We start from the raw sequence: 18,969 nt of genomic DNA, 5'->3' as shown, positions 1-18,969 counted from the left end.
GTGGCGCTGATCTCAAACGGCGGTGTTCGACCCTTTGCGGTCATTGAGCCCGGTATGCACGATGACCGGAGCGGGGCCGGGAGCGGACTGGCAGCTGACAAGCTAACTGCTCGAAAAGTGGACCTTGAAATCTTGCGAGGCCTTCCAAACATCCACTGGCGTTCAACATCGCCCGCGGCTCGGTTCAGCTCGTCTTCTAGCTATCTCGACGAGCACTTACGGGTTTGCCTACTCATCGGTCGCGGGCTCCCTTCTGAAAGTGCTGATCCGGATACCGTCACCAAACAATGTTGGCGCGAATGACGAGATAATCCTCCGCTCATTCAACCATAAAGCGAATTGCTCATTGATCGGATCTCTGTCGATTCTTGGAGACTTTCCATAGGTGGCTATGTCGCGGTACGGCACGGGCAAACCTCGAAGCACATCGCGCACTTCGCCCATGGTCAGTACATCGTGCATCTTATTGAACAACGATAGTTGCAGCCATTCCGGGTAAGAGTTCAGAATGACTGCGCGAACGAAATCCGATCCGTAATCTTTTGCCACGATCTTTGACCGATCGAGGACAGGACCGATGGCAGTGGCAAGCGGCGGATTTTTTGAAACAAGGTCTGGGTCAATATCGCCGATGATTGCCATTTTCTGACTGTCGGCGAGATTGGAATTCAGTAACCTTTCGATGACTTTGGCGTCGATCGAGAACTCGTTTCGCTTGGGCCTGTAGTCCTCGAAATTCAATTCGATGAATAGAGCCTTAAGCTCATCGTCCCCGAGCTTTACGAAATTGTCGACTGAGAAAACAGCTCTGCGCTCCTCGATCAATATCCTGATCTTCATCGGCCCAACCTCCGGCAGAACCGTGAAGGGAAACGGCAATTGGCGGACATGTAACCTATAGATTTCATCCGGCAGCGCGTCATTCTCAATCACGAATTTCCGCAGCGCCAACGCATTTTTGCCGTTCGGGATTGTCTTCCGAGAGAGAGCCTCGCTTGCTTCACTCTGAAGATAGGCCGTGAGAACTTCGGGGCTGAAAGCCTCGCTGATGAGAAACGCCAAGCAATTCTCCCAAGTGCTGTCGATCTTCTGTTCCTTAACCAGAGAGGAGTGAAACGCGGCCGGAACCCCTTCGAACGACGGGAAAGTCGCCGTCTGCATACTGAGGAACTCCGAACGAAGCTCGAGACCTACCTCATCGTGGCCCAGCACCTCGATGATCGCGGACGGATCTTCGGCAGTGTTGTTTTCAAGTTTCAGTAAGACGTCTCGGACGTAGGCCTCGAAACTGGAGCCGACATGCTTTAGCAGCGGACCGTAGTTGGCTTCACGCAGTGAGGAGAAATGCTTGGTATCCAGATCGCTAGGCGTTGGGAACTTGACGACCTGTTCCATGATAAGTTGAATGTTGCCAAGGGAAATCCTGTATAGCCCTTCCGCTGCGACATACGAGACCACATCGTGATTATCAGCGATGGCTCGAATATCGGCTATTTCGACCTGAAGGGACTTCAAGATGCCCAGATCGAATTCAACGCGTTCGGCGAGAATCCTGCTCAGTTCTTGAGACGCAAAACGTGCCGATATGAAGCCAGCGGGAGTTCCTTGCTTGATCGCACCATTTGGAGCGTGCGCAAGGATTCTTGCCGCGTGTGAGACTGCCAAATCACTTCTCAAGGCGACCACTGTGAAAGCTGGCCATCTCCGGATCAGCGCGGAAACCAATCGATCTACATGCGCACCTCGGGCATAGTAGCTTTGGAAAAAGTCCTTGCATTCGTCGACGTGGCTGGCGATGAATTCGAGTGCGCTAGTGCTTTGAGCTGCGTACTCCTGGGGATTTTCCAGCAAGCCATCGATGATGAATCGGTTGAGGACGTAGGTTCGTCCGAAATCATCCTCGCGCATCGAGGCAATGACTTCCGAGATGCTGTCCAACTGGAAATCGGGTTCAGGATTGTTGAAACTGCGGATCTGAATCAGGAATCTATTGTCATTGCGCGACAGGCGCCCGCTGTGGAACAGTGAGGTATATTGATAGTAGGTATCGTCCAGGTAACCTTCCAGAATGAGGAATTTCAGGAGATCCCGGTTCTCGCCGACCTCTGCAAAAACCTCTTCTATAAGCGCGGAGCTTTCCCTCACGACCTCATGGAATTTTCTTGTCCGAAGCAAAGACAGCTCAGCCTTAAGTTCCTGAGCCTTGTTTTCCATCTTCTCTCTGTGCTCAGGAGACTTGTGCTCGATTTGCGTCTTGCGTTCGGCGAAGGACCAATTTGGATCTACCGCCGCTTCGATCTCCCGAAGATCCACACGCGTTTGTTGGCCAGCACTATTCGTTACCCTCATTGGCGGCTGTGAGAAGAGATCATCGAACTGGGGATGCTGAGGTAGCGCAGCGAGCGCTATCTGGCCGAAACTTGGGTGCAAATGCGTGTAGTATTCTGGCACGCGTTCTATGATCGCCATGGCATAGATACGGTGGAGTTCAGCGAGATCCCTAGCGTACTGCTCATCGCTGCGGACTAGGTCTGCTTGGATCTGCTCTAGTTCAGAGCGGATCTTGTCTCGCGACTTCTCAACGAATTCATCGTACCGGTTCAGCACTTTGGATAGCGCACCTTCCCGACGATGCAGCGCGGCGAAGTCCTTCGGAATGACGTTCTTGTATATCAAGACGGCGAGCAGCTTGTTTGGATCCAGTGCGCCATCTCCGTCTGCTCGGAGATTGGACGCGTAGATCACGTACTCGTTGAAGATATTCGCAATTAGCCTCAGATCACTCAGATATCGGGAAACCTCGCGAACGAAACGCCGATCAAGCCGCCGATCAAGATCGATACGCTGAGTATGTTCGAGGACCTTATCTATCGAGTTGGAATGGTTGATCACCGGAATGACGGGAACAATGAATTCGAAGAACTTGGTCCTGTCCGTGTTGATGAATATGTCGTCGCGGAGAGCGTAAAGGAATCGAATGCGCCGATGTATGTCGGCGTTCTCATTCACCAGCGCATTGATTTCGCGTAACGTCACGAAGATGTCGGGATTGTCGAACCGATCCAAGTCTTCGATGACGACCAGGTCGTATTTGGTGGACTGGAAGAAGTAGATAATCTCGTCGAGGTGCCGATTGAGGATCGATTCCTCGTCCGCAGCCTTCGGGGCGATCTGAATGTCCTTGAGGGAAATGCTTTTCAGGGAAAGCCCCAGGCTTTTCAAATATGCGGTGTGAACCAGCCGCCAAACGAACAGCGCTGCAATACCAAATGATACGATGTTGAACCAGTTGGACAGTTCGAACGGCTCGAAGAAATTCCCGGAAATCACATCGGTTTGATTGGTGACGATATACCAAAGGCAGAACACCCCTAGGCATACTGCCAAAGAACTGGCTGCGGACCATTTCTCTGGAATCTGAATCCTCTTGAAGCGCGATAGCGGCAGCTTGTTTGCGCCCGCGCCGTATAGGATCTGCTGCAGGATGCTTCGTTCGATTTCCTGTTTGCTGACCCGCACCCCAGGAACCTCGCCATCCGGCAAGAAGGACGCCAACGACAGTTCCAGCTTAGGTCGTGGGTATTTCAACAGGAAGGACTTGATGACGCTGCTTTTTCCCGAGCCGTAGGGACCGGTCAATGCAATGTTCAGCACCTCGTCGTTGTTCGTGGCGAACTCTAAAGCCTCGTGGTAGATCCCCGTCTGATCGGCGTTGCTTGTCGGCGCCAGATCAACAAATCTGCTCACGGAAATGTTCTGAGGAGACTTCCAGAAGTTGCGTTTCCACATGCGTAGTAAAGAATACACTGAAAAAAATCCGTGGCTCGGTTTACATCCCATCTCTAGCCGCGAACGTGGCAGCCTTTGAAGAGGTGTATAGGAAGTCGGTGAGGTGGCAACGCCTTAATAAATAAAGATTTCAAATTTCCCGCGATATTTTGAGGCCCTACGATCGCGGTCGTCTACAGAGCGTTGCGCAGTATAAATCATAGACCTATTTCTGCGGCCTCAATCGCAGGCTGGATACGCGACAGAGATAGGTCGGCGACGCAATCAATAAGGTCTGTATTTGGCGCAAGAGACCGACCGCTTTCAATAGAGCAAGGGGGTGATGTGAAGGACCGAAAAGAGGGCGCGTTGCTGAACGCGCCCCCGCCATGTTCAGCAGGGCCGCGCGGATCAGATTTCCGTTGTCTCGGCAAGCGTAAGCGCATCATCGATATCGACACCAAGGTATCGAACGGTGTTCTCGATCTTGGTGTGCCCAAGCATGATCTGAATAGCTCGGCTTTATAAATCAGGCCGGCCTTGGTACGGCGGAGTGAATGCATTCCGTATTCCTCGGGACGCAGTCCAATCGCCGTAACCCATTCATCGACCAACCGAGCGTACTGACGCGTACTTAGATGTCCCTCTCGGTCAACTCTGCTTGGGAACGCGTAGTCGTCGATACTACCACCACGGCGTTCGAGCCACGCGAGCAGACTTGCCCTCGTGTCCGCGGTGATCTCGAACTGGACGGGCCGACCGGTCTTCTGCTGGACCACCATTGATCGGGCGCGTGCGGAGTCGCCGATCGGCGCGGGAGCCAACTGCTGTCGAGGCTTTCGATACCTACTGCGACATCGTGCAGTCGAAGACGTGGCGGATCGGCAACGCAAAAAAGCGCCGGCGCAAGGCGTTCGCACATCGCAAGAAGGCAGCGACTGCTGCGACAGCGTCAGCGAGTTAGGTGACGACTGCCACCTCCCTGCTCAGCACGGACACGACCTGATCGAGGCTTATGGTGTCAACTTGGAGCAGGATCCGTATCTCAGCCACAATGGCTGTGAAGCGCTGGTTCGCGACGAAACCTAGTCTAGAGCTTCAGCCTTTGCCCTGCATACGCTGTCAGCGGCCGCTATTAGTTTAGGTATCGCGGCCTGCTGCTCAACGACCGATCTGCGGCGCGAACCGGACATGCGCCGAGCGGGTGCCGAACGTCGGGTTTCCACCCGTTGCGATCTTGCGCGCGGTCCGATCTTGGATGCGCTGGTACGGGTTGAGATCTTTCAAGCCGGCCTCATCGGGTGGCCATGATACAGCGCCTACAATTGAAATCCCGCCAACAGCGCCACCGCTGACGCGGGCGCCACGCTGCTTGCTTCGCCGCGAACGGCGTCATCTGCGGGGATGATCTCGGCGAAATCGACGAAGCGGCGTTCCATGCGTTCGGCCAGCCGCCTGATCTGCCAGCGGCCGGTTCCGGCGCCGACGATAGGCACATCCCGAGCCAGGGGCCCGGCAACCAGGGATGCCGCATCGTGGATCTTGCGTAATTGCTGCTCGCTGAACCAGCGCGCGATTTCACGCCATTCCGGCGGTGTCAGGTCGGCGGCGTCGCGACCGATCATGCGCGCCAGCCGCGCGATCGAACCGTCGATCGTCTTTTCCTTGCCGTCAGCGGTAGAGTGCCTGTCGTCCTTCTCGTCGAGCACTTCCAGGATCCGGTGCGCGTCGGCGATCGAGGCGAAATACTCGTTCATCAGTGGTGTCAGCCTGCCACGGACGGGGGCCGACGAAGCCACACCGAACAGGAACGTCCTGGTGAAGCCGGTATAAACCAGTTCGCCGGTCAGCAGCCGTCCGGCATCGGTGTAGCCGTCATTGGCGACGGCGCCTTTCTTGATGGCGATAATGTCGGTGGTGGTGGAGCCCATATCGACGAACAGGGCATCGCCAGCGAGTTTCGCCACCAACGACGCTGTCGCGTGCCAGTTGGCGGAGGCGACATCGGTGCTCAGCCGCGCTGCCTGCTCGACCCCGACAAAGCCGGACGGCCCGGCGTAGATCAGTTTTTCGCCTGGGAAACGGGTTGAAATCTCATCGAGCAGAGCCGCGACGCCGGCATCGCGGGACGGAAAGATGTCCGCCAGTTCGCCGGTCATGGTGAATGCGTTGAGATCGGCGCCCGCATAAATCGAAGCCGTTTCCTCGAATGCCAAGGTCAGGGTATGAAGCCCTAGCCAAAGCGGCGTGGCGATCGTTACTGCCTCGACGATGCGGCCGTCTTCCGCGCGCGTCACCTTCAGATGCGCGCCGCCAATATCGAAGCCGGCAACGATGCTCTTTCTTTTTTCCACACTTCAAGCTTTCATCACAGGGACAGTTGGACAGGGCAGTCGGTCAGCGAGAAAAAGAGCGTTGCGTATCATTCCGGTTCTCGACCTGAAAGGCGGCGAAGTGGTCCGCGCCCAGCAAGGAAAACGCGATCGCTACAGGCCGATCGTTACGCCGCTCAGCCAAAGTTCCGATGTCGTCGCAGTCACTGAGGGCCTGCGCGGGCTTTATCCTTTTCCGACCTTCTATATCGCCGATCTGGATGCCATCGAAGGCGGAACGCCAAACAGTGGCGCGCTTTACCGGCTGAAGGCGATGGCGGAGCCGCCGGAGCTTTGGGTCGATGCAGGCATCGCCGACGAGAAAAACCTTGCGGCAGCACTTGCCGAGCCCTGGCTTTACCCGGTCCTGGGCTCCGAATCGCAGCAAGACGACGCGCTGTTCCGGCGTTTTTGCGATCATCCAGACCTTATCCTGTCGTTGGATTTCTTCGACGACGGGTTTCGCGGTCCGGCATCATTTCTCGACGAGCCGGAGCTTTGGCCGCAAAAGGTGATCGTCATGACACTGGCCAAGGTCGGCACCGCCTCCGGTCCCGATTTCACGCGGCTCAAGGCAATCAAGGCGAAGGCTGGAAGTCGCTCCGTAATCGCGGCCGGCGGGGTGCGCAACGAGGCTGACATTCGCGCCCTTTCGTCACTCGGTATCGCCGCGGCGCTGGTTGCGACCTCGCTGCATGACGGCACGCTCACGCCGGGTCACCTCGCAACGCTTGGCACCTGACATCGCGTAGCCTCGAATTTCGGCCTCGGAAACTGTGCCTCAGATCTAGAGCGGCGAACTCTCAAGTCGATCGTCTCGCCGCTCTATCTCTTGCTGGAGCATCGGATTCCCAACCCAGTCCACCCTCGGGTCAGACCCGAGGGCAGTTTTCGGTCCGATGCTCTAAAAGCCCAGAAGTTTTTTCAGGCGGCGCAACAGACCATCCGGCTCCGCGGAGGGTTTTATCTGTGCGGGGCTGTCTCTTGTCTAAGCCGCGAACGGGTGCTTCACCTGGTCCCGCTTATCCGTGGCTTCGGCGGCCGTCGGCGTTCCTGCGACGGCGCGTTGGATGGCTTCCTTTGTCGCTTCGTAATTGTACTTCTGGATCTTGGCGTCGTCCGCCGCGTCCCAGTGGATGAAAACGCCGACGCAGATGAACAGATCGTCCGCCTCGCTGGCAGGAATGATCCCCTCGGCGACGCTGTCCTGCACCGCCTTTGCGACCGCATGCTGGGCCGGGCCGAACATCTGCACGGCCTGCTTGGCGCCCTTGATCGTGACCTTGTTGAACATCACGGTGTTGGGCTTGCACTGAAGATTGGGCGCGATCACCGCCAAAAGGGAGGTAAAGCCGTCCTTGTTGTTGGTAAGCGCGTTGCAAAATGCCGTTTCGACCGCGCTCCCCCGCGGGCCGATGAGCAGGTCGACATGCGCCACTTCGTTGCCGTCTCCTACCAGCGATTCACCGACCATTACTTTCGAGATCTTTGCCATGCCAATTTTCCTCCAAGACACAGTTATGGTGTCCAAAGACGCCGCAAACCGAGCGAGCGCTCGATGGACAGCTATCCTTGTTGGCAGCGCCCGGACATCCGGACCGGTTGGCTGGATAGCCGCGGAAGCCCAGCTTCCGCTCCTGAAAGTCAACCACCAACGTTGCGATTATGCAAGCTGAACGCCGAGGAGGTGGACTAAAAGAGTAGCCACGGTCAGGTCGGCCGAGGTGCCGGGGTTGACCTTGTCCGCCTTCAGCCGGCGGTCGAGCCCGATGAGCAGACGAATGCGTGACGCTTCGTCGTCGTTGGCATGGAGCGCCGCCTGGATGGCAACGGCTTCTTGCCGCGCCTGATTTGCGGCTTCAGCGCCATGGTTGCGCACCACATGACTGTCGGGGAAGCCGGCGAGAAACGCCATATAGGCGAATACCGTCGGCCACATGCCTCCTTCCCCGCGTGCCAACGCCGCTTCCAGAGCCGCAAGCCCGACGCCGAACACGTCGCCGAAACCGGTAACATACTGGCGGGCGATCATGTCGCGGTCGGCCGCCTCACGCATGGCTTCGAGCAGATGAACCTTCGGCTCCTGCCGCACATCGTTCGCGGCCTCTCCAAGGCCGCCCGGCGCGGCCGCGACGATCGCCTCGAACACCGCCCTGGTATCGTCCATGCTCATCGCGCGCAGCACCGCGTCGATATTGTCGTGCAGTCGATTGTCGTGCAGTGGGGCGCCCGTCATTTCGGCGGCGCATAGCAGAGGCCCTGCCAGAAGGATGATACCGAGGTTGGTATTGGTCGTGACCGCCAGACGTGTCGCGCGGACCGCTTCTAGGATGCGCTGTCCGACCGGCAGGCGAGGATCGGTCAGCGGCCCCGACGAGACCTCTGCGCTCATCATGAACTGGGCGGCCGACATGCCGTGCCCGTCAGCGAACAGATGGACGTTGCCGGGTTTCAGCGCCTCGATCTCCATCCGGCAGGCGTCCTCGTAGGCAACCCGGAGCCGTTCTCGCGAAAGCGCCATGCTACCGGCTCGTCACGAATTCGCCGGCGCGGTGAAACGGTACGGACGCGTCGCCGCCGCCTCCTCTGGGCGATCAGCTGGGCGATCGGCCAGGAATTTCAGCAGGGCATCGGCAATCGCATCGGCGATGTTCACCGCGACGACCGATTGAAGCCCGGACCAGGCGGGCATGCTGTTGACCTCCAGCACGAACAGCTTGCCGTCGGCCGACGGCACGATATCGACGCCGGCGAAATCCGCTGACATAGCGGCGGCGGCGGCTCTTGCCAGCGCCGCCAGTTCGGTTTCGCCGTGCCCCGAGACTTGCTCGGGCACCGCCCCGCGATTGACGTTGGTGATCCAGTCGTCGCCACGGCGGCTCATCATCGCCAGGACTTCGCCGGCGCAGACGAAAACGCGAAAATCGCGGAAAGGAGGGCCGGGACGCGGCACGTAATGCTGGAGATAGTAGACGCCGTTCACCTCGTCCTCGGCGGGGAGATCGGATAGTGTTTCGATCAGCCTGATGCCGCGGCCCTGCGCGCCGAAAAGCGGCTTCAGCACCAGCGGCGTGAACGGCAGTTCGCGTTCGGCGATCGCTTCGGCCATGGCACGTCCCTCGACCGCGAATGTCGGCGGCGTCGGCAGGCCGGCACTCTTCAGGAGGAAGGTCGTCATCGACTTGTCGACGCAGCGTTCTATCGCCTGTGCGGAATTCCACACCGGTATGGAAAGCATGGCGAATGCGTGCAGCACGCCGAGGCGCCGGGTGACCGCTTCGAACGATCCGGCGGCGATCGAACGGACCAGCACGGCGTCGGGCAGCGCGCCGTCGAGGCCGGGGATCGACAGTCCGCTCGGGCTGCCGGTGTCGAACGCGATCGCCGCCAGCGGCACGGTTGCGACAACGGCGCCCCGCCGGTCCAGCCTTGCCGCCAGGCCTTTGGCGCGAGCGTCCGAATTATCGCTGACAATCAGGATGCGGGGGATCATATTAGGCCTCGGATACCGGTATACCGAAAGCGCGAGCGAGCGGCCCGGCAGGCGGATGACAGACGAATCCATTGCACCGCCATGGTCTAACCGAGGCTCCGTTCGAGCATCCGCAGATCACGCTCGCCGGCGCGAAACGTGTCGCCAGTCTCGATCGCCGTGACGATCACTTCGGCCGGGCTGAACAGCAGCGGATCGATGGCATAGAAATCACCCTTGAACCGCTTGAAAACCTCGGCGAACGGGTGGCCGTGGTCGCGCGAGGCGCGGCTCGGCAGTCGCTCCGCGAGCTCACTGGCGTCTTTCGCCGAGCCTTTTACGAAAAGCTGGACGCTGCCGCCATAGATGATGGCGTCGTTGGTTCTGCCCATTGCGGTCAGGAAATCCGGATGGGGGGCGGGGATAGGCGCCGTGCCGATGCCGTCGACGATATTTTCCAACGGAAACTTGAGATCGTTGCTCTTGTGCAAGGCGACTTCGAGCGCGCGCGCAACGATCTGCACGCTGCCCGCAAGGCTTTGTGTTGGCGCATAGAGAAAGGTAAGCTTTTCGGTTGGCAATCCGGTTGCCCTGCCGACCTTCTCGACGATCGCTTGGGGCGGCGGTTCGGCCGTCTCCAGGATAAGCACGGCGGAAGACGCGGTGTCGCGATAGGAAAGCGCTTCGAACAGCGGCTCGACGCGGGCGAGCGCCCGCGCCGGTCCCGATCCCATGGCGAAATAGCCCTGGCTCGACAGGTTCCAGCCCGCATACTGGCTGCCCAGGCAGGCAAGCACCGGCTGCGAGGACCGCACTTCGATGGTCAACGGCCATTTCTCCGACGCGCGGTCCATGCAGACCGAAATGCTGCCGAGCCCGCCCATCGCGGCTTCCGCCATGCGCAGCCCGGCCTCGACGCCGCCGGTGGCCTTGGCGCCGGCATCGATCAGGCACTCGCCCAATGGCCCCCTGGAAACGGCGATACGCAGGCGTTCGGCGTTGCCGATCATGCCGTCGATGATGCGCTGCGCATTGTCGTTCAGGAATGCCGAACCGTCTTTCATGTCCGGTCTCCTTCCCATTGGTGTTGCAATCTGCTGGCTTGTCCCTTGATGAGCCGCCTGGTCAAATTGGCGCTCGGACCGCGCGCGAAGATGGTGCAGACAGGATCGCCAGCAATCAGACGGGTGCCGGGCGACTGATGGTCCGCAGTCCATTCAGGCCAGGCAATCGATGGAAACTGGGCGATCGGCGCCGCGGCGTAGGTCACCATCGATGCCATCGAATCGACGAAGCGCGGCAGGTGGTAGGCCCTGCCTGCCGCAGCGCGCAGATGCGCTTCGATCAGCGGCGCGTCGGCATCGTCGAAAATGTCGAGCGTGGCGCCTGGCCTCGGGTTGATCTCGATGAGCTTGTAGCCATCCGGTCCGCGAATGAGATCGGCGCTGCACAATCCAACCAGGCCGGCGCGGCGCGTCAGGCCTGAAAGCCAGCCGCGGATCATCGCCGCCTGCTTGCGATCGAAGCGTCTCAACCGCACGGCGCCGCCATAGCGGTAGGGCGCTGCCGGGGCGGGGGACGCCCATTGTTGGCTGAAGCCGACGATATCGGCGCTTTGGCCGTCGCCGACGAACAGAGCCGAGATGCTGCGGCCGGCAACGAAACGCTGGAAATAGCGGCCGCCAGGGACCTGACACTGTAATATCGGGGTTTCTCCGGCGGCCCGTCTGATATGCGCGCCGCCGGCGCCGCCCGCGGTCTTGACCACCCAGTTCTCCGGATCGGGCGGCCGGCTCCATCGGAATTCCGGATGCGGGATGCCGATTTCGGCGCAATCGGCGGCCAGCAGTTGCGGGTCTTTGATCCTGCGGATCGCGGCGCCACTATTGCCGGCGAGCGGAAAATGGCGCGCGACCTCGTCTACTGTCTCCGTCATCCGCTCGAAGCCCGAGCCCACGACGATGGCGACCGGCCGGTCGTCTCCAGCCAGTTGCCGAAGCGTCTCGACGATGCGCTCCCCGTTGATGCTGCCCTGCAGGTCGCCCGGCAGCATCGTCGCGCGTTCGGCGAGCGCGACCGTGTCGGTGTCGCAAAAGAAATCGGCGACCAGCGGACGATAGCCGGCGCGGCGCGCAGCGGCAGCCAGCGCCCGGCCTGAAATCGCCGCGATCAGGAGGGATCCGGCGTTACTTGGCAATCTCGCGTGCAAGGGAAAATGCTTCCTGGAAATCGAGCGTGATGGTTTTTTCGGATTCGATCATTCTTTTGAAGAGGCCGAATTCGACCTTGTATTTCACGTTGCCGATGGCAAGCGGACCAATGCCGACAGCTTTTGCCGCTTCGAGCGGATCGCTATTGGCGTTGACGGCCACGCCTTCGATGCCGGCCGGCGGAACCGCATTGACGTCGGCGGCAATGAGCAGGCCGTCGCCTTTCAACTGGGCTTTCGAGACCACCTGAACGCCGGCCTTGGCGCAAGCCAGGATCACCTCGCTCGCCTCGACCAGCTTCGTCTTCCGGGCCTCGCTCGACCCGTCAGCCGCATCGACGTCGATCTTGAATCGGCTTTTGATCTCAGCCGCGATCTGCCCGACCCTTTCGATGCCGTCATGACCGACAAGCGTGACCCGGGCGCCTTCCCTGGCCGCGATGACGGCTGTGCAGAAGCCGACGACGCCGGTGGCGCCGAAAACAGCGATCCTCGTGTCTCTCAACCCACGCTCGAATTTCTTCTCCAGCGCTTTTTCGACCTTGGCCACCATCGCCGCGGCCGTGGTGAACGAGCCGGCCGGATCGGCGAATACCGAAACCTGGAAAGGCGGCACCATCGCCTTTCGCGCTGCGTCGAACATGTCGAGCGCCAGCGAGGCATCCTTGCCGGCGATGAAGATGCCGGTGTCGACCCCTGCATCGGGCGGGCGCGAAAAGATCGCGTCCTGCACGAGGCCTGTCACCTCGCCGAGGCTTACGTCGACATAGGGGACGACGGCGTCGAAGCCTGCATCGAGCGCCATGTTCACGTCGAAAGGGCTCATGTGCTTCAACGGCGTCAGCATGTGCAGGATATGTTTGCGGGCCATTTCTCGCCTTTCTCCTTGAACCTGATCGTGTTGCCGAGCCGTCAGCTGCCGACGAGATCAAGTTTGGTCGAACTGATCTTCGCGCCGGAATTCCTGCCCTTGACGATCCTGATCTCGATGCCGTGCTCAACTGTCTGCTGAACCGCGCTGACGAACCTGACCGCGGCGTCTTGCGATGGGGCGAAGGCAAACCCTGTTGGCCCCCATGAGCTCTGCCCGATGCCGACGGCGCCTGCTTCATTGAGAGCATGGGCCACCCTCTCGACCCGCTTGGAGGTGAAAACGCCGCCTTGCGCCGGGGCGAAATGGGTGCCGATCAGCATCTGGATCGCGGCGACGGCGGCGCCGAAGGCTGGAAGGTCGTGCTCGACCAGAGCCGGCATGATGCCCATCAGCACCCGCCGGCAGATCTCGCCGCTGCCGGATGCCGGGAAGGGTGGCAGCGAGCGAAACGCCGCGATCTCGGCATCGCCATGCAGTCCATGCCCGCCATGGTCGAGGATCAGGATGACGCGCCACTCTTCCGGAAACGGCAATCGCGCCACGACCGGCGGCGGCCTGCCGCTGTCGTCCTTGCCGGCGTCGACAATGACACCACCGCTTTCGAAACTGGCGATGCCGATGCCGGATCGGCCGCCCCGATCGAGCAGGGTCGCGTCGCCGCCGATATCGAGAGGCAGTTGGTGGAGCGTGCGCAGCGCCGAGGCGACGGCAAGGGCGATCTGCGTGCCGGAGCCGAGGCCGGCATGGCTCGGGATCGACTGCTCGACCACCAGCCGGTGCTGACCGCGAACGCCGAGATGGCTGCAGAGCGTCGACAAATGTTCGCCGGCGCGACGGCTCTCGGGGCCTTCGACGATGGTCTCGCTGGATCGAGACAGGGTGACGACGGTTTCGGGTTCGCTCAGAGGTAGCCCGACGCTGCCAAAGCGACGTCCGGTATCACCATTGAGATCGAGGAAGCCAAGGTGCAGGCGGGAGGGCACTCGTATGGTGACAGAATTCGACATCTACCCCCCGATGGGTGCATCATAGACGCATCATGGAAGTTTAGGTGCCCGTCGCCATGATAGCTGTTTTCGTAGAAGGGGCAAGCCGGAGAGAGTGCATTCGTTTTATCTTCTTTGGCCCCGGCGCGAAAACGGACCGGGCCATTCGCGGAGGTCGAGATGAGCGAGACAGCTAAGGAAAAGGTCTATTCGGAAGCCGAGATCGCCGACCGGCTCGAGAAGGAGCTGCCGAAATGGCGCTACGAGAACGGCTGGATCCGGCGCAAATACAAGACCCACAGCTGGAAATCGACACTGATGGTGATCAACACGGTCGGCCATCTCGCCGAGGCGGCGTGGCACCATCCCGACATCACGGCGTCCTATGCCTGGGTCGAGGTGCGCCTGATGAACCATGCAGCGAAGGGCATCACCGACAAAGACTTCGAGCTGGCCAAAAAGATCGAGGATGTCGTCCAGTGGCAGCCGGCCAAGGAAGGCGGCGCGCTGGAAGGCACTCCGCCGACCGATCAGCGCTTCGCTTACATCAAATATGATTAAGCGCGGTCGGAATTTGTTGATGGCGTATGAAAACATTCGCTAATCTGCTGGCAGGCGGGGTTCACGGCCGATCCAGTTTCGTCTAGGATCGGGCCGGCACCAGAAAGTAGCGTAGTGAATGGCGGTTGCTTGGATCGGCAACCGGGAAACGCTGGTCGAGCGCGCGGCTGCACATGCCGCCGCGCTGTTGGGGTCGAGCCGGTGCCCGGTTTTCAGCTTGGATACGGATATACACGGCACCAGAGCGGCGATCGCGCTGGCTGAGCGGGTTGGCGCGGCATACGATCATGCCGATGGCGCGGCAGTTTCCCGGGAGACCGCGCTTTTTACCGACAAAGGCGCGATGACCGTCGCGCCCGGCGAGACGCGCCGGCGCGCCGATGTCGTGGTGATCGTGGGCGAACTCCCGCAAATCCATCATGAAATTGTCGGCGAACTCTCGGCCACGGTTCCCGATCTCTCGGCCCCCGATCTCACAGGCAAGAATCAACGTGAAATCTTTCTGGTCGGGTCGAACGGGGCGTCTGCGCCGCCGTTGAGCAACGGGCGGACGGCGACGCTCCTCTCCTGCGGCGAGGCAAGCCTCGGCGCGACGCTGGCGGCGCTGAGGACGCAGTGCAGGGGGCGTCAGACTTCGCAGCCGGTGTCGAACTTCGACGATTTCGCCAAAGCCCTGGAGGCTGCGCATTTTCCAGTCTTCCTGTTTTCAGGCGACGCAACCGAAGGGCTGGCGCTGGAGATGCTGCAAGGACTGATCGCCGATCTCAACCGCAAATCACGCGCATCCGGCCTTCATCTGCCGGCGCGCGAAAACGGATGGGGAAGCGCGCTCGCCTCGACCTGGATGGCGGGTTTTCCGCTGCGCACGGGCTTTGCGCGCGGCTTCCCGGAATTCGATCCCTGGCGTTACGATGTCGCGCGCATGATCGCTGCCGGCGAAGCCGACCTGCACCTGCGGATCTCCTCCTCAATTGTCCAGCCGCAGAAGAAAAGGAACCGCATGGCGCTGATCGCGTTGGCGAAAACGCAGAAGCCGGTCGCGGGCGCTGCGGTCACCATCGCCATCGGCGAAGCGGGCGTCGATCACGAGGCGGTGGTCTATTCCAGCCGCACCGGTTCGCTAAGGTCGATCCATGCGCGAGCGGCGTCCGAACTGCCCTCCGCTGCGACTGTCATCCGCCTGGTCGCCAGTCATGTCTCCGCCGAGGCCGCGTTGCCATGCTGACGAAAATTGCGGGCGGCGACATCATCGATCCGGTCAACGGTCGTCTCGGCAAGGGCGACCTCTGGATCAGGGACGATAAGATCGTTGCGGCGCCGGCGGGGGGCGCTGCCGACCGGACCATCGACGCTGCCGGCTGCGTCGTGATGGCGGGCGCCATCGACATCCATTCCCACATCGGTGGCGGCAATGTGAACACGGCACGGCTGCTCCTGCCCGAGCAGCATGCCGCGCATCAGGCGCGGCCGGCGACGACGCCGCTCTCCAATGCCGGCTGGTCGACCTTCCAGACCGGCTGCCTCTACGCCAAGATGGGTTTCACCACGGTCGTCGAGCCGGCTATGTCGCCGGGAGCGGCACTTCACACCCATCTCGAATTGGCCGACATCCCGATCATCGACAAGGCGACGCTCGCCATTCTCGGCAACGACGATTTCCTGCTGTCAATGATCCGCGACGACGCTTCGTCTCAAATGATCGAGGACTATGTCGCCTGGACAGTCGCCTCGACACGGGCGCTTGGGGTCAAGGTGATCAACGCCGGCGCGGCGGCCGCCTTCAAGGAAAACGTCCGCACCTTCTCGCTGGACGATGTGGTGCCTTCCTATGGCGTCAGCTCGCGCAAGATCGTCAAGACGCTGCAGGCCGCCGTCGACAGCCTTGGCGTCCCGCACCCTCTGCATGTCCATTGCAACAATCTGGGCAGTCCCGGATCGGCGGACACGGCGGCCGCGACGATCGCGGCAGCGGAGGGGTTGCCGATGCACCTCGCCCACCTCCAGTTCTATGGCTACGGCACGGAAGGCAAGCGCAGGTTTTCCTCGGCCGCGGCGCGTCTCGCCGAACTGGTCAACGCGACGCCGGAAGTCACCATCGATATCGGCCAGGTGATGTTCGGCCAGACGGTCACCGTCTCCTCCGACGTCATGCGGCAGTTTTCGGCGCGTGGCAGCGCGAGCCCGAAGAAATCCGTCATTCATGACGGCGACGGCAATGGCGGCGGCATCGTGCCCTACAGCTATGGCAAGGATTTCTATGGCGCGATGCAGTGGGCGATCGGGCTCGAGCTTTTTCTCCTGATCAACGATCCCTGGCGTGTCTTCTTCACCACCGATCATCCCAATGGCGCGCCCTTTACCGTCTACCCGGCTCTGTTCGAGCTGCTGATGAGCCGGGAAGCGCGCACCGAAATGATTGCCGGACTTCCAAAATCCGCCATGGCGCTCTCCACCCTGGCCGCAATCGACCGCGAATACACGTTCGAGGAAATTGCCATCATGACGCGCGCGGCCCCAGCCAAGCTGCTCGGGCTAACAGACCGGGGCCACCTCGGCGCCGGCGCCATAGCCGACATCGCTGTCTACCGCAGGGACGGGAACATCGCGAAAATGCTGGGGCAGGCGGCATATGTCTTCAAGGATGGCGATCTCGTCGTGCAGGATGGAGAGATCACCCATTACCGGTGGGGCAAGGCGCTCAGGCTCAATCCGTCGCCGGACAAGGCAATGGTGCGGCGTCTGGAGGACTATCACCAGCAGCGCTACGGCCTGTCGCTGGACTGGTTCAATTTCCCAGATTCCGCGATCGCGCGCGAACAGCCATTCGGCGAGGTTGCATGCCGAACGTGAGCGTAAATGGCATAGTGATCGACGATACCTTTGCCGAGGCCTTCGGCATGCGCGCGACCGCCATCATCATCACCGCGCCGAACCGGAAATGGGCTCGCCAGGCGGCGATCACCATGACCGGCTTTGCCACCTCGGTGATCGGCTGCGGCTGCGAAGCGGCAATCGACGTCGAACTGCCGCCATCGGCCACACCGGATGGCCGGCCCGGCTGCCGCGTGATGATCTTTGCGATGGGAACAGACGAACTGCAGAAACAACTGCTCAATCGCGTCGGCCAGTGTGTCTTGACCTCGCCGGGTTCGGCCTGCTTCGCCGGACTGGAGGGCAGCGCCGAGTTGAAGCTCGGTTCGGCGCTGCGTTATTTTGGCGACGGCTGGCAGATCTCCAAGAAAATCGGCGGCCGGCATTTTTGGCGCGTTCCCGTCATGGATGGCGAATTCCTGTGCGAAGCAACGACCGGGCTGACGAAGGATGCCGTCGGCGGCGGCAATTTCTTCGTCATGGCTGAAAGCAGCGCCAAGGCCTTGGTTGCCGCAGAGGCCGCGGTCGCCGCGATAGGCCTGGTGCCCGGCGCGATCGTGCCGTTTCCGGGCGGCATTGCCCGTTCGGGTTCCAAGATCGGCGGTAAATACAAGGGCATGATCGCCTCGGCCAACGAAGCCTACGCGCCGACACTGCGCGGTGTCGTCAGGAGTGAGCTCGGTCCCGACATCAACGCCGTCCTGGAAATCGTCATCGATGGCGAGACCAACGATGCCGTTGCCGCCGCGATGAAGGCCGGCATCAACGCCGTCATCGAGCTCGGGCCGAAGCGAGGCGCGGTTCGCATAAGCGCCGGCAATTACGGCGGCAAGCTCGGCAAATTCATCTATTCGCTGAAGGATATGCTGCCATGAAGGCGCTGACCTTCACCCTTGTCGCCGAGCCGCCCGAGCGCCTTGACCTGTCGCCGCTGACGCCAGAGCGGCTTGCCGGGATCGAAAGGCGCGATATCGAAAGAATCCAGATCGGCATGTCGAAGCATGGATCGAAGGTCGGCGATATTTTTCGCGTCGCCGGCAACGATCCGCTGGACATCGTGTTCGAAGGTGGAAGCGCGCGCCTCGATCGCGTGGCGGAAGGCATGCGGGGCGGTTCGGTTCGTGTCGTCGGCAATGCCGGCGCCCAGGCCGGGCGCGCCATGCGCGGCGGCAAGCTGACGATCGAAGGCAATGCGGGTCCGCATGCCGGCTCCGGAATGCGCGGCGGCAGGCTTGAAATAACAGGCAACGCCGGCGATCACCTCGGTGCGCCGCTCGCCGGGGAGCTGGCCGGCATGAATGGCGGCGTGCTGATCGTCAGGGGCAAAGCGGGCGCTTTTGCCGCCGACCGCATGCGGCGCGGCCTGATCGCGGTGCTGAAGGGTTCAGGCGACAATGCCGGCAGCCGCATGATCGCCGGCACGCTGGTGGTGGCCGGCGGCACCGGCGAAATGCCCGGCTACCTGATGCGCCGCGGTTCGATCCTGCTCGATCGCGCGCCGAAAAGTCTGTCGCCGAGCTTCGTCGAATGCGGCGCGCCGGAGAGCGTTTTTGCCGCCATCGTCGATCGCCATCTGATCGCCGAGGGTATTTTGAAACGGCCGCTTCTGGGCAATGCGCCGCAAAAATATGGCGGCGACAACGCGGTGCTTGGAATGGGTGAGGTTCTTTTCCCTCGCTGAGGCGTGTTGATTACGCAAATGCCTTCAGCGCCATGCTCCAGCCGACATCCGCAAATTGCGGCTGCATGTTCCGGTTGAATAGCTGATTTTCTTCCCGCGAGATATTTTCGCGCAGCGTTTGGCTTTGCGACGTTTTGGAAGAAACCACACCACTCCACAACCTGATCCAATGCCG

General features: G+C 60.9%; 16 protein-coding genes and 1 pseudogene. 6 read left to right on the top strand and 11 right to left on the bottom strand.

The window, feature by feature from the left end; translation table 11 throughout:
- Positions 1–228: 228 nt before the first annotated feature.
- From EOC94_RS17015 to EOC94_RS17005, 4 genes and pseudogenes are all read right to left on the bottom strand, one after another.
- Entirely contained in the window at positions 229–3,747 is a 3,519-nt protein-coding gene (locus EOC94_RS17015) for an ATP-binding protein (RefSeq protein ID WP_127291956.1), read from the bottom strand.
- Between the two features lie 432 nt (positions 3,748–4,179).
- Positions 4,180–4,690: pseudogene (locus EOC94_RS35255) on the bottom strand (tyrosine-type recombinase/integrase).
- A gap of 239 nt (positions 4,691–4,929) precedes the next feature.
- Positions 4,930–5,055, bottom strand: a complete 126-nt coding sequence (locus tag EOC94_RS35080; protein WP_281032973.1) for a hypothetical protein — start codon at positions 5,053–5,055, stop codon at positions 4,930–4,932.
- Between the two features lie 32 nt (positions 5,056–5,087).
- On the bottom strand, positions 5,088–6,122 hold the full coding sequence (locus tag EOC94_RS17005) for a hydantoinase/oxoprolinase family protein (protein ID WP_127291954.1): 1,035 nt from the start codon (positions 6,120–6,122) through the stop codon (positions 5,088–5,090).
- A 61-nt stretch (positions 6,123–6,183) separates the two neighbouring features.
- Here EOC94_RS17005 and EOC94_RS17000 point away from each other — a divergent pair, with 61 nt between their 5' ends.
- Positions 6,184–6,882 (top strand): HisA/HisF-related TIM barrel protein, encoded by a 699-nt coding sequence (locus tag EOC94_RS17000; RefSeq protein WP_245465590.1) that lies wholly within the window; start codon positions 6,184–6,186, stop codon positions 6,880–6,882.
- A 246-nt stretch (positions 6,883–7,128) separates the two neighbouring features.
- On the opposite strand, the gene fae is transcribed toward EOC94_RS17000, so the two are convergent.
- The 7 genes from fae to EOC94_RS16965 form a co-directional block, all read right to left on the bottom strand.
- Positions 7,129–7,635: a formaldehyde-activating enzyme gene (gene fae / locus EOC94_RS16995; protein ID WP_095489033.1), complete on the bottom strand. Its 507-nt coding sequence runs from the start codon at positions 7,633–7,635 to the stop codon at positions 7,129–7,131.
- A gap of 168 nt (positions 7,636–7,803) precedes the next feature.
- Positions 7,804–8,610: a triphosphoribosyl-dephospho-CoA synthase gene (locus tag EOC94_RS16990; protein WP_245465589.1), complete on the bottom strand. Its 807-nt coding sequence runs from the start codon at positions 8,608–8,610 to the stop codon at positions 7,804–7,806.
- A gap of 63 nt (positions 8,611–8,673) precedes the next feature.
- Entirely contained in the window at positions 8,674–9,705 is a 1,032-nt protein-coding gene (locus tag EOC94_RS16985; protein ID WP_245465588.1) for a RimK family alpha-L-glutamate ligase, read from the bottom strand.
- A 14-nt stretch (positions 9,706–9,719) separates the two neighbouring features.
- Entirely contained in the window at positions 9,720–10,676 is a 957-nt protein-coding gene (gene mch / locus EOC94_RS16980; RefSeq protein ID WP_127291942.1) for a methenyltetrahydromethanopterin cyclohydrolase, read from the bottom strand.
- Positions 10,673–11,821 carry an ATP-grasp domain-containing protein gene (locus tag EOC94_RS16975; protein WP_245465587.1) on the bottom strand — a complete coding sequence of 383 codons (1,149 nt, stop codon included), beginning with the start codon at positions 11,819–11,821 and terminating at the stop codon, positions 10,673–10,675. The genes mch and EOC94_RS16975 overlap by 4 nt, the downstream gene beginning before the upstream one ends.
- Positions 11,799–12,692 carry an NAD(P)-dependent methylenetetrahydromethanopterin dehydrogenase gene (locus tag EOC94_RS16970; RefSeq protein WP_127291939.1) on the bottom strand — a complete coding sequence of 298 codons (894 nt, stop codon included), beginning with the start codon at positions 12,690–12,692 and terminating at the stop codon, positions 11,799–11,801. Before EOC94_RS16970 ends, EOC94_RS16975 begins: the two co-directional genes overlap by 23 nt.
- Positions 12,693–12,733: 41 nt before the next feature.
- The gene (locus tag EOC94_RS16965) at positions 12,734–13,702 is read right to left on the bottom strand and encodes a beta-ribofuranosylaminobenzene 5'-phosphate synthase family protein (RefSeq protein ID WP_127291937.1); all 969 of its coding nucleotides are present in this window, start codon (positions 13,700–13,702) and stop codon (positions 12,734–12,736) included.
- Between the two features lie 159 nt (positions 13,703–13,861).
- On the opposite strand from EOC94_RS16965, the gene EOC94_RS16960 reads away from it, so the two are divergent.
- From EOC94_RS16960 to EOC94_RS16940, 5 genes are all read left to right on the top strand, one after another.
- On the top strand, positions 13,862–14,242 hold the full coding sequence (locus EOC94_RS16960; RefSeq protein WP_095489038.1) for a 4a-hydroxytetrahydrobiopterin dehydratase: 381 nt from the start codon (positions 13,862–13,864) through the stop codon (positions 14,240–14,242).
- Positions 14,243–14,360: 118 nt separating this feature from the next.
- Complete coding sequence (locus tag EOC94_RS16955; RefSeq protein ID WP_127291934.1) at positions 14,361–15,467, top strand: tungsten formylmethanofuran dehydrogenase; 1,107 nt, start codon at positions 14,361–14,363, stop codon at positions 15,465–15,467.
- Positions 15,461–17,092, top strand: a complete 1,632-nt coding sequence (locus EOC94_RS16950; RefSeq protein ID WP_095489040.1) for a formylmethanofuran dehydrogenase subunit A — start codon at positions 15,461–15,463, stop codon at positions 17,090–17,092. Before EOC94_RS16955 ends, EOC94_RS16950 begins: the two co-directional genes overlap by 7 nt.
- A complete protein-coding gene (gene fhcD, locus EOC94_RS16945; RefSeq protein WP_095489041.1) occupies positions 17,080–17,988 on the top strand; it encodes a formylmethanofuran--tetrahydromethanopterin N-formyltransferase in 909 nt (302 codons plus the stop codon). The genes EOC94_RS16950 and fhcD overlap by 13 nt, the downstream gene beginning before the upstream one ends.
- Complete coding sequence (locus EOC94_RS16940) at positions 17,985–18,794, top strand: formylmethanofuran dehydrogenase subunit C (protein WP_095489042.1); 810 nt, start codon at positions 17,985–17,987, stop codon at positions 18,792–18,794. Before fhcD ends, EOC94_RS16940 begins: the two co-directional genes overlap by 4 nt.
- Positions 18,795–18,969: the final 175 nt, after the last annotated feature.

Source organism: Mesorhizobium sp. M6A.T.Ce.TU.016.01.1.1 (genome assembly GCF_003997065.1).
GTDB classification, from domain to species: Bacteria; Pseudomonadota; Alphaproteobacteria; order Rhizobiales; family Rhizobiaceae; genus Mesorhizobium; species Mesorhizobium mediterraneum.
Note: the sequence above shows the minus strand (reverse complement) of the source record. Positions and strands in the feature narration are given on the sequence as shown.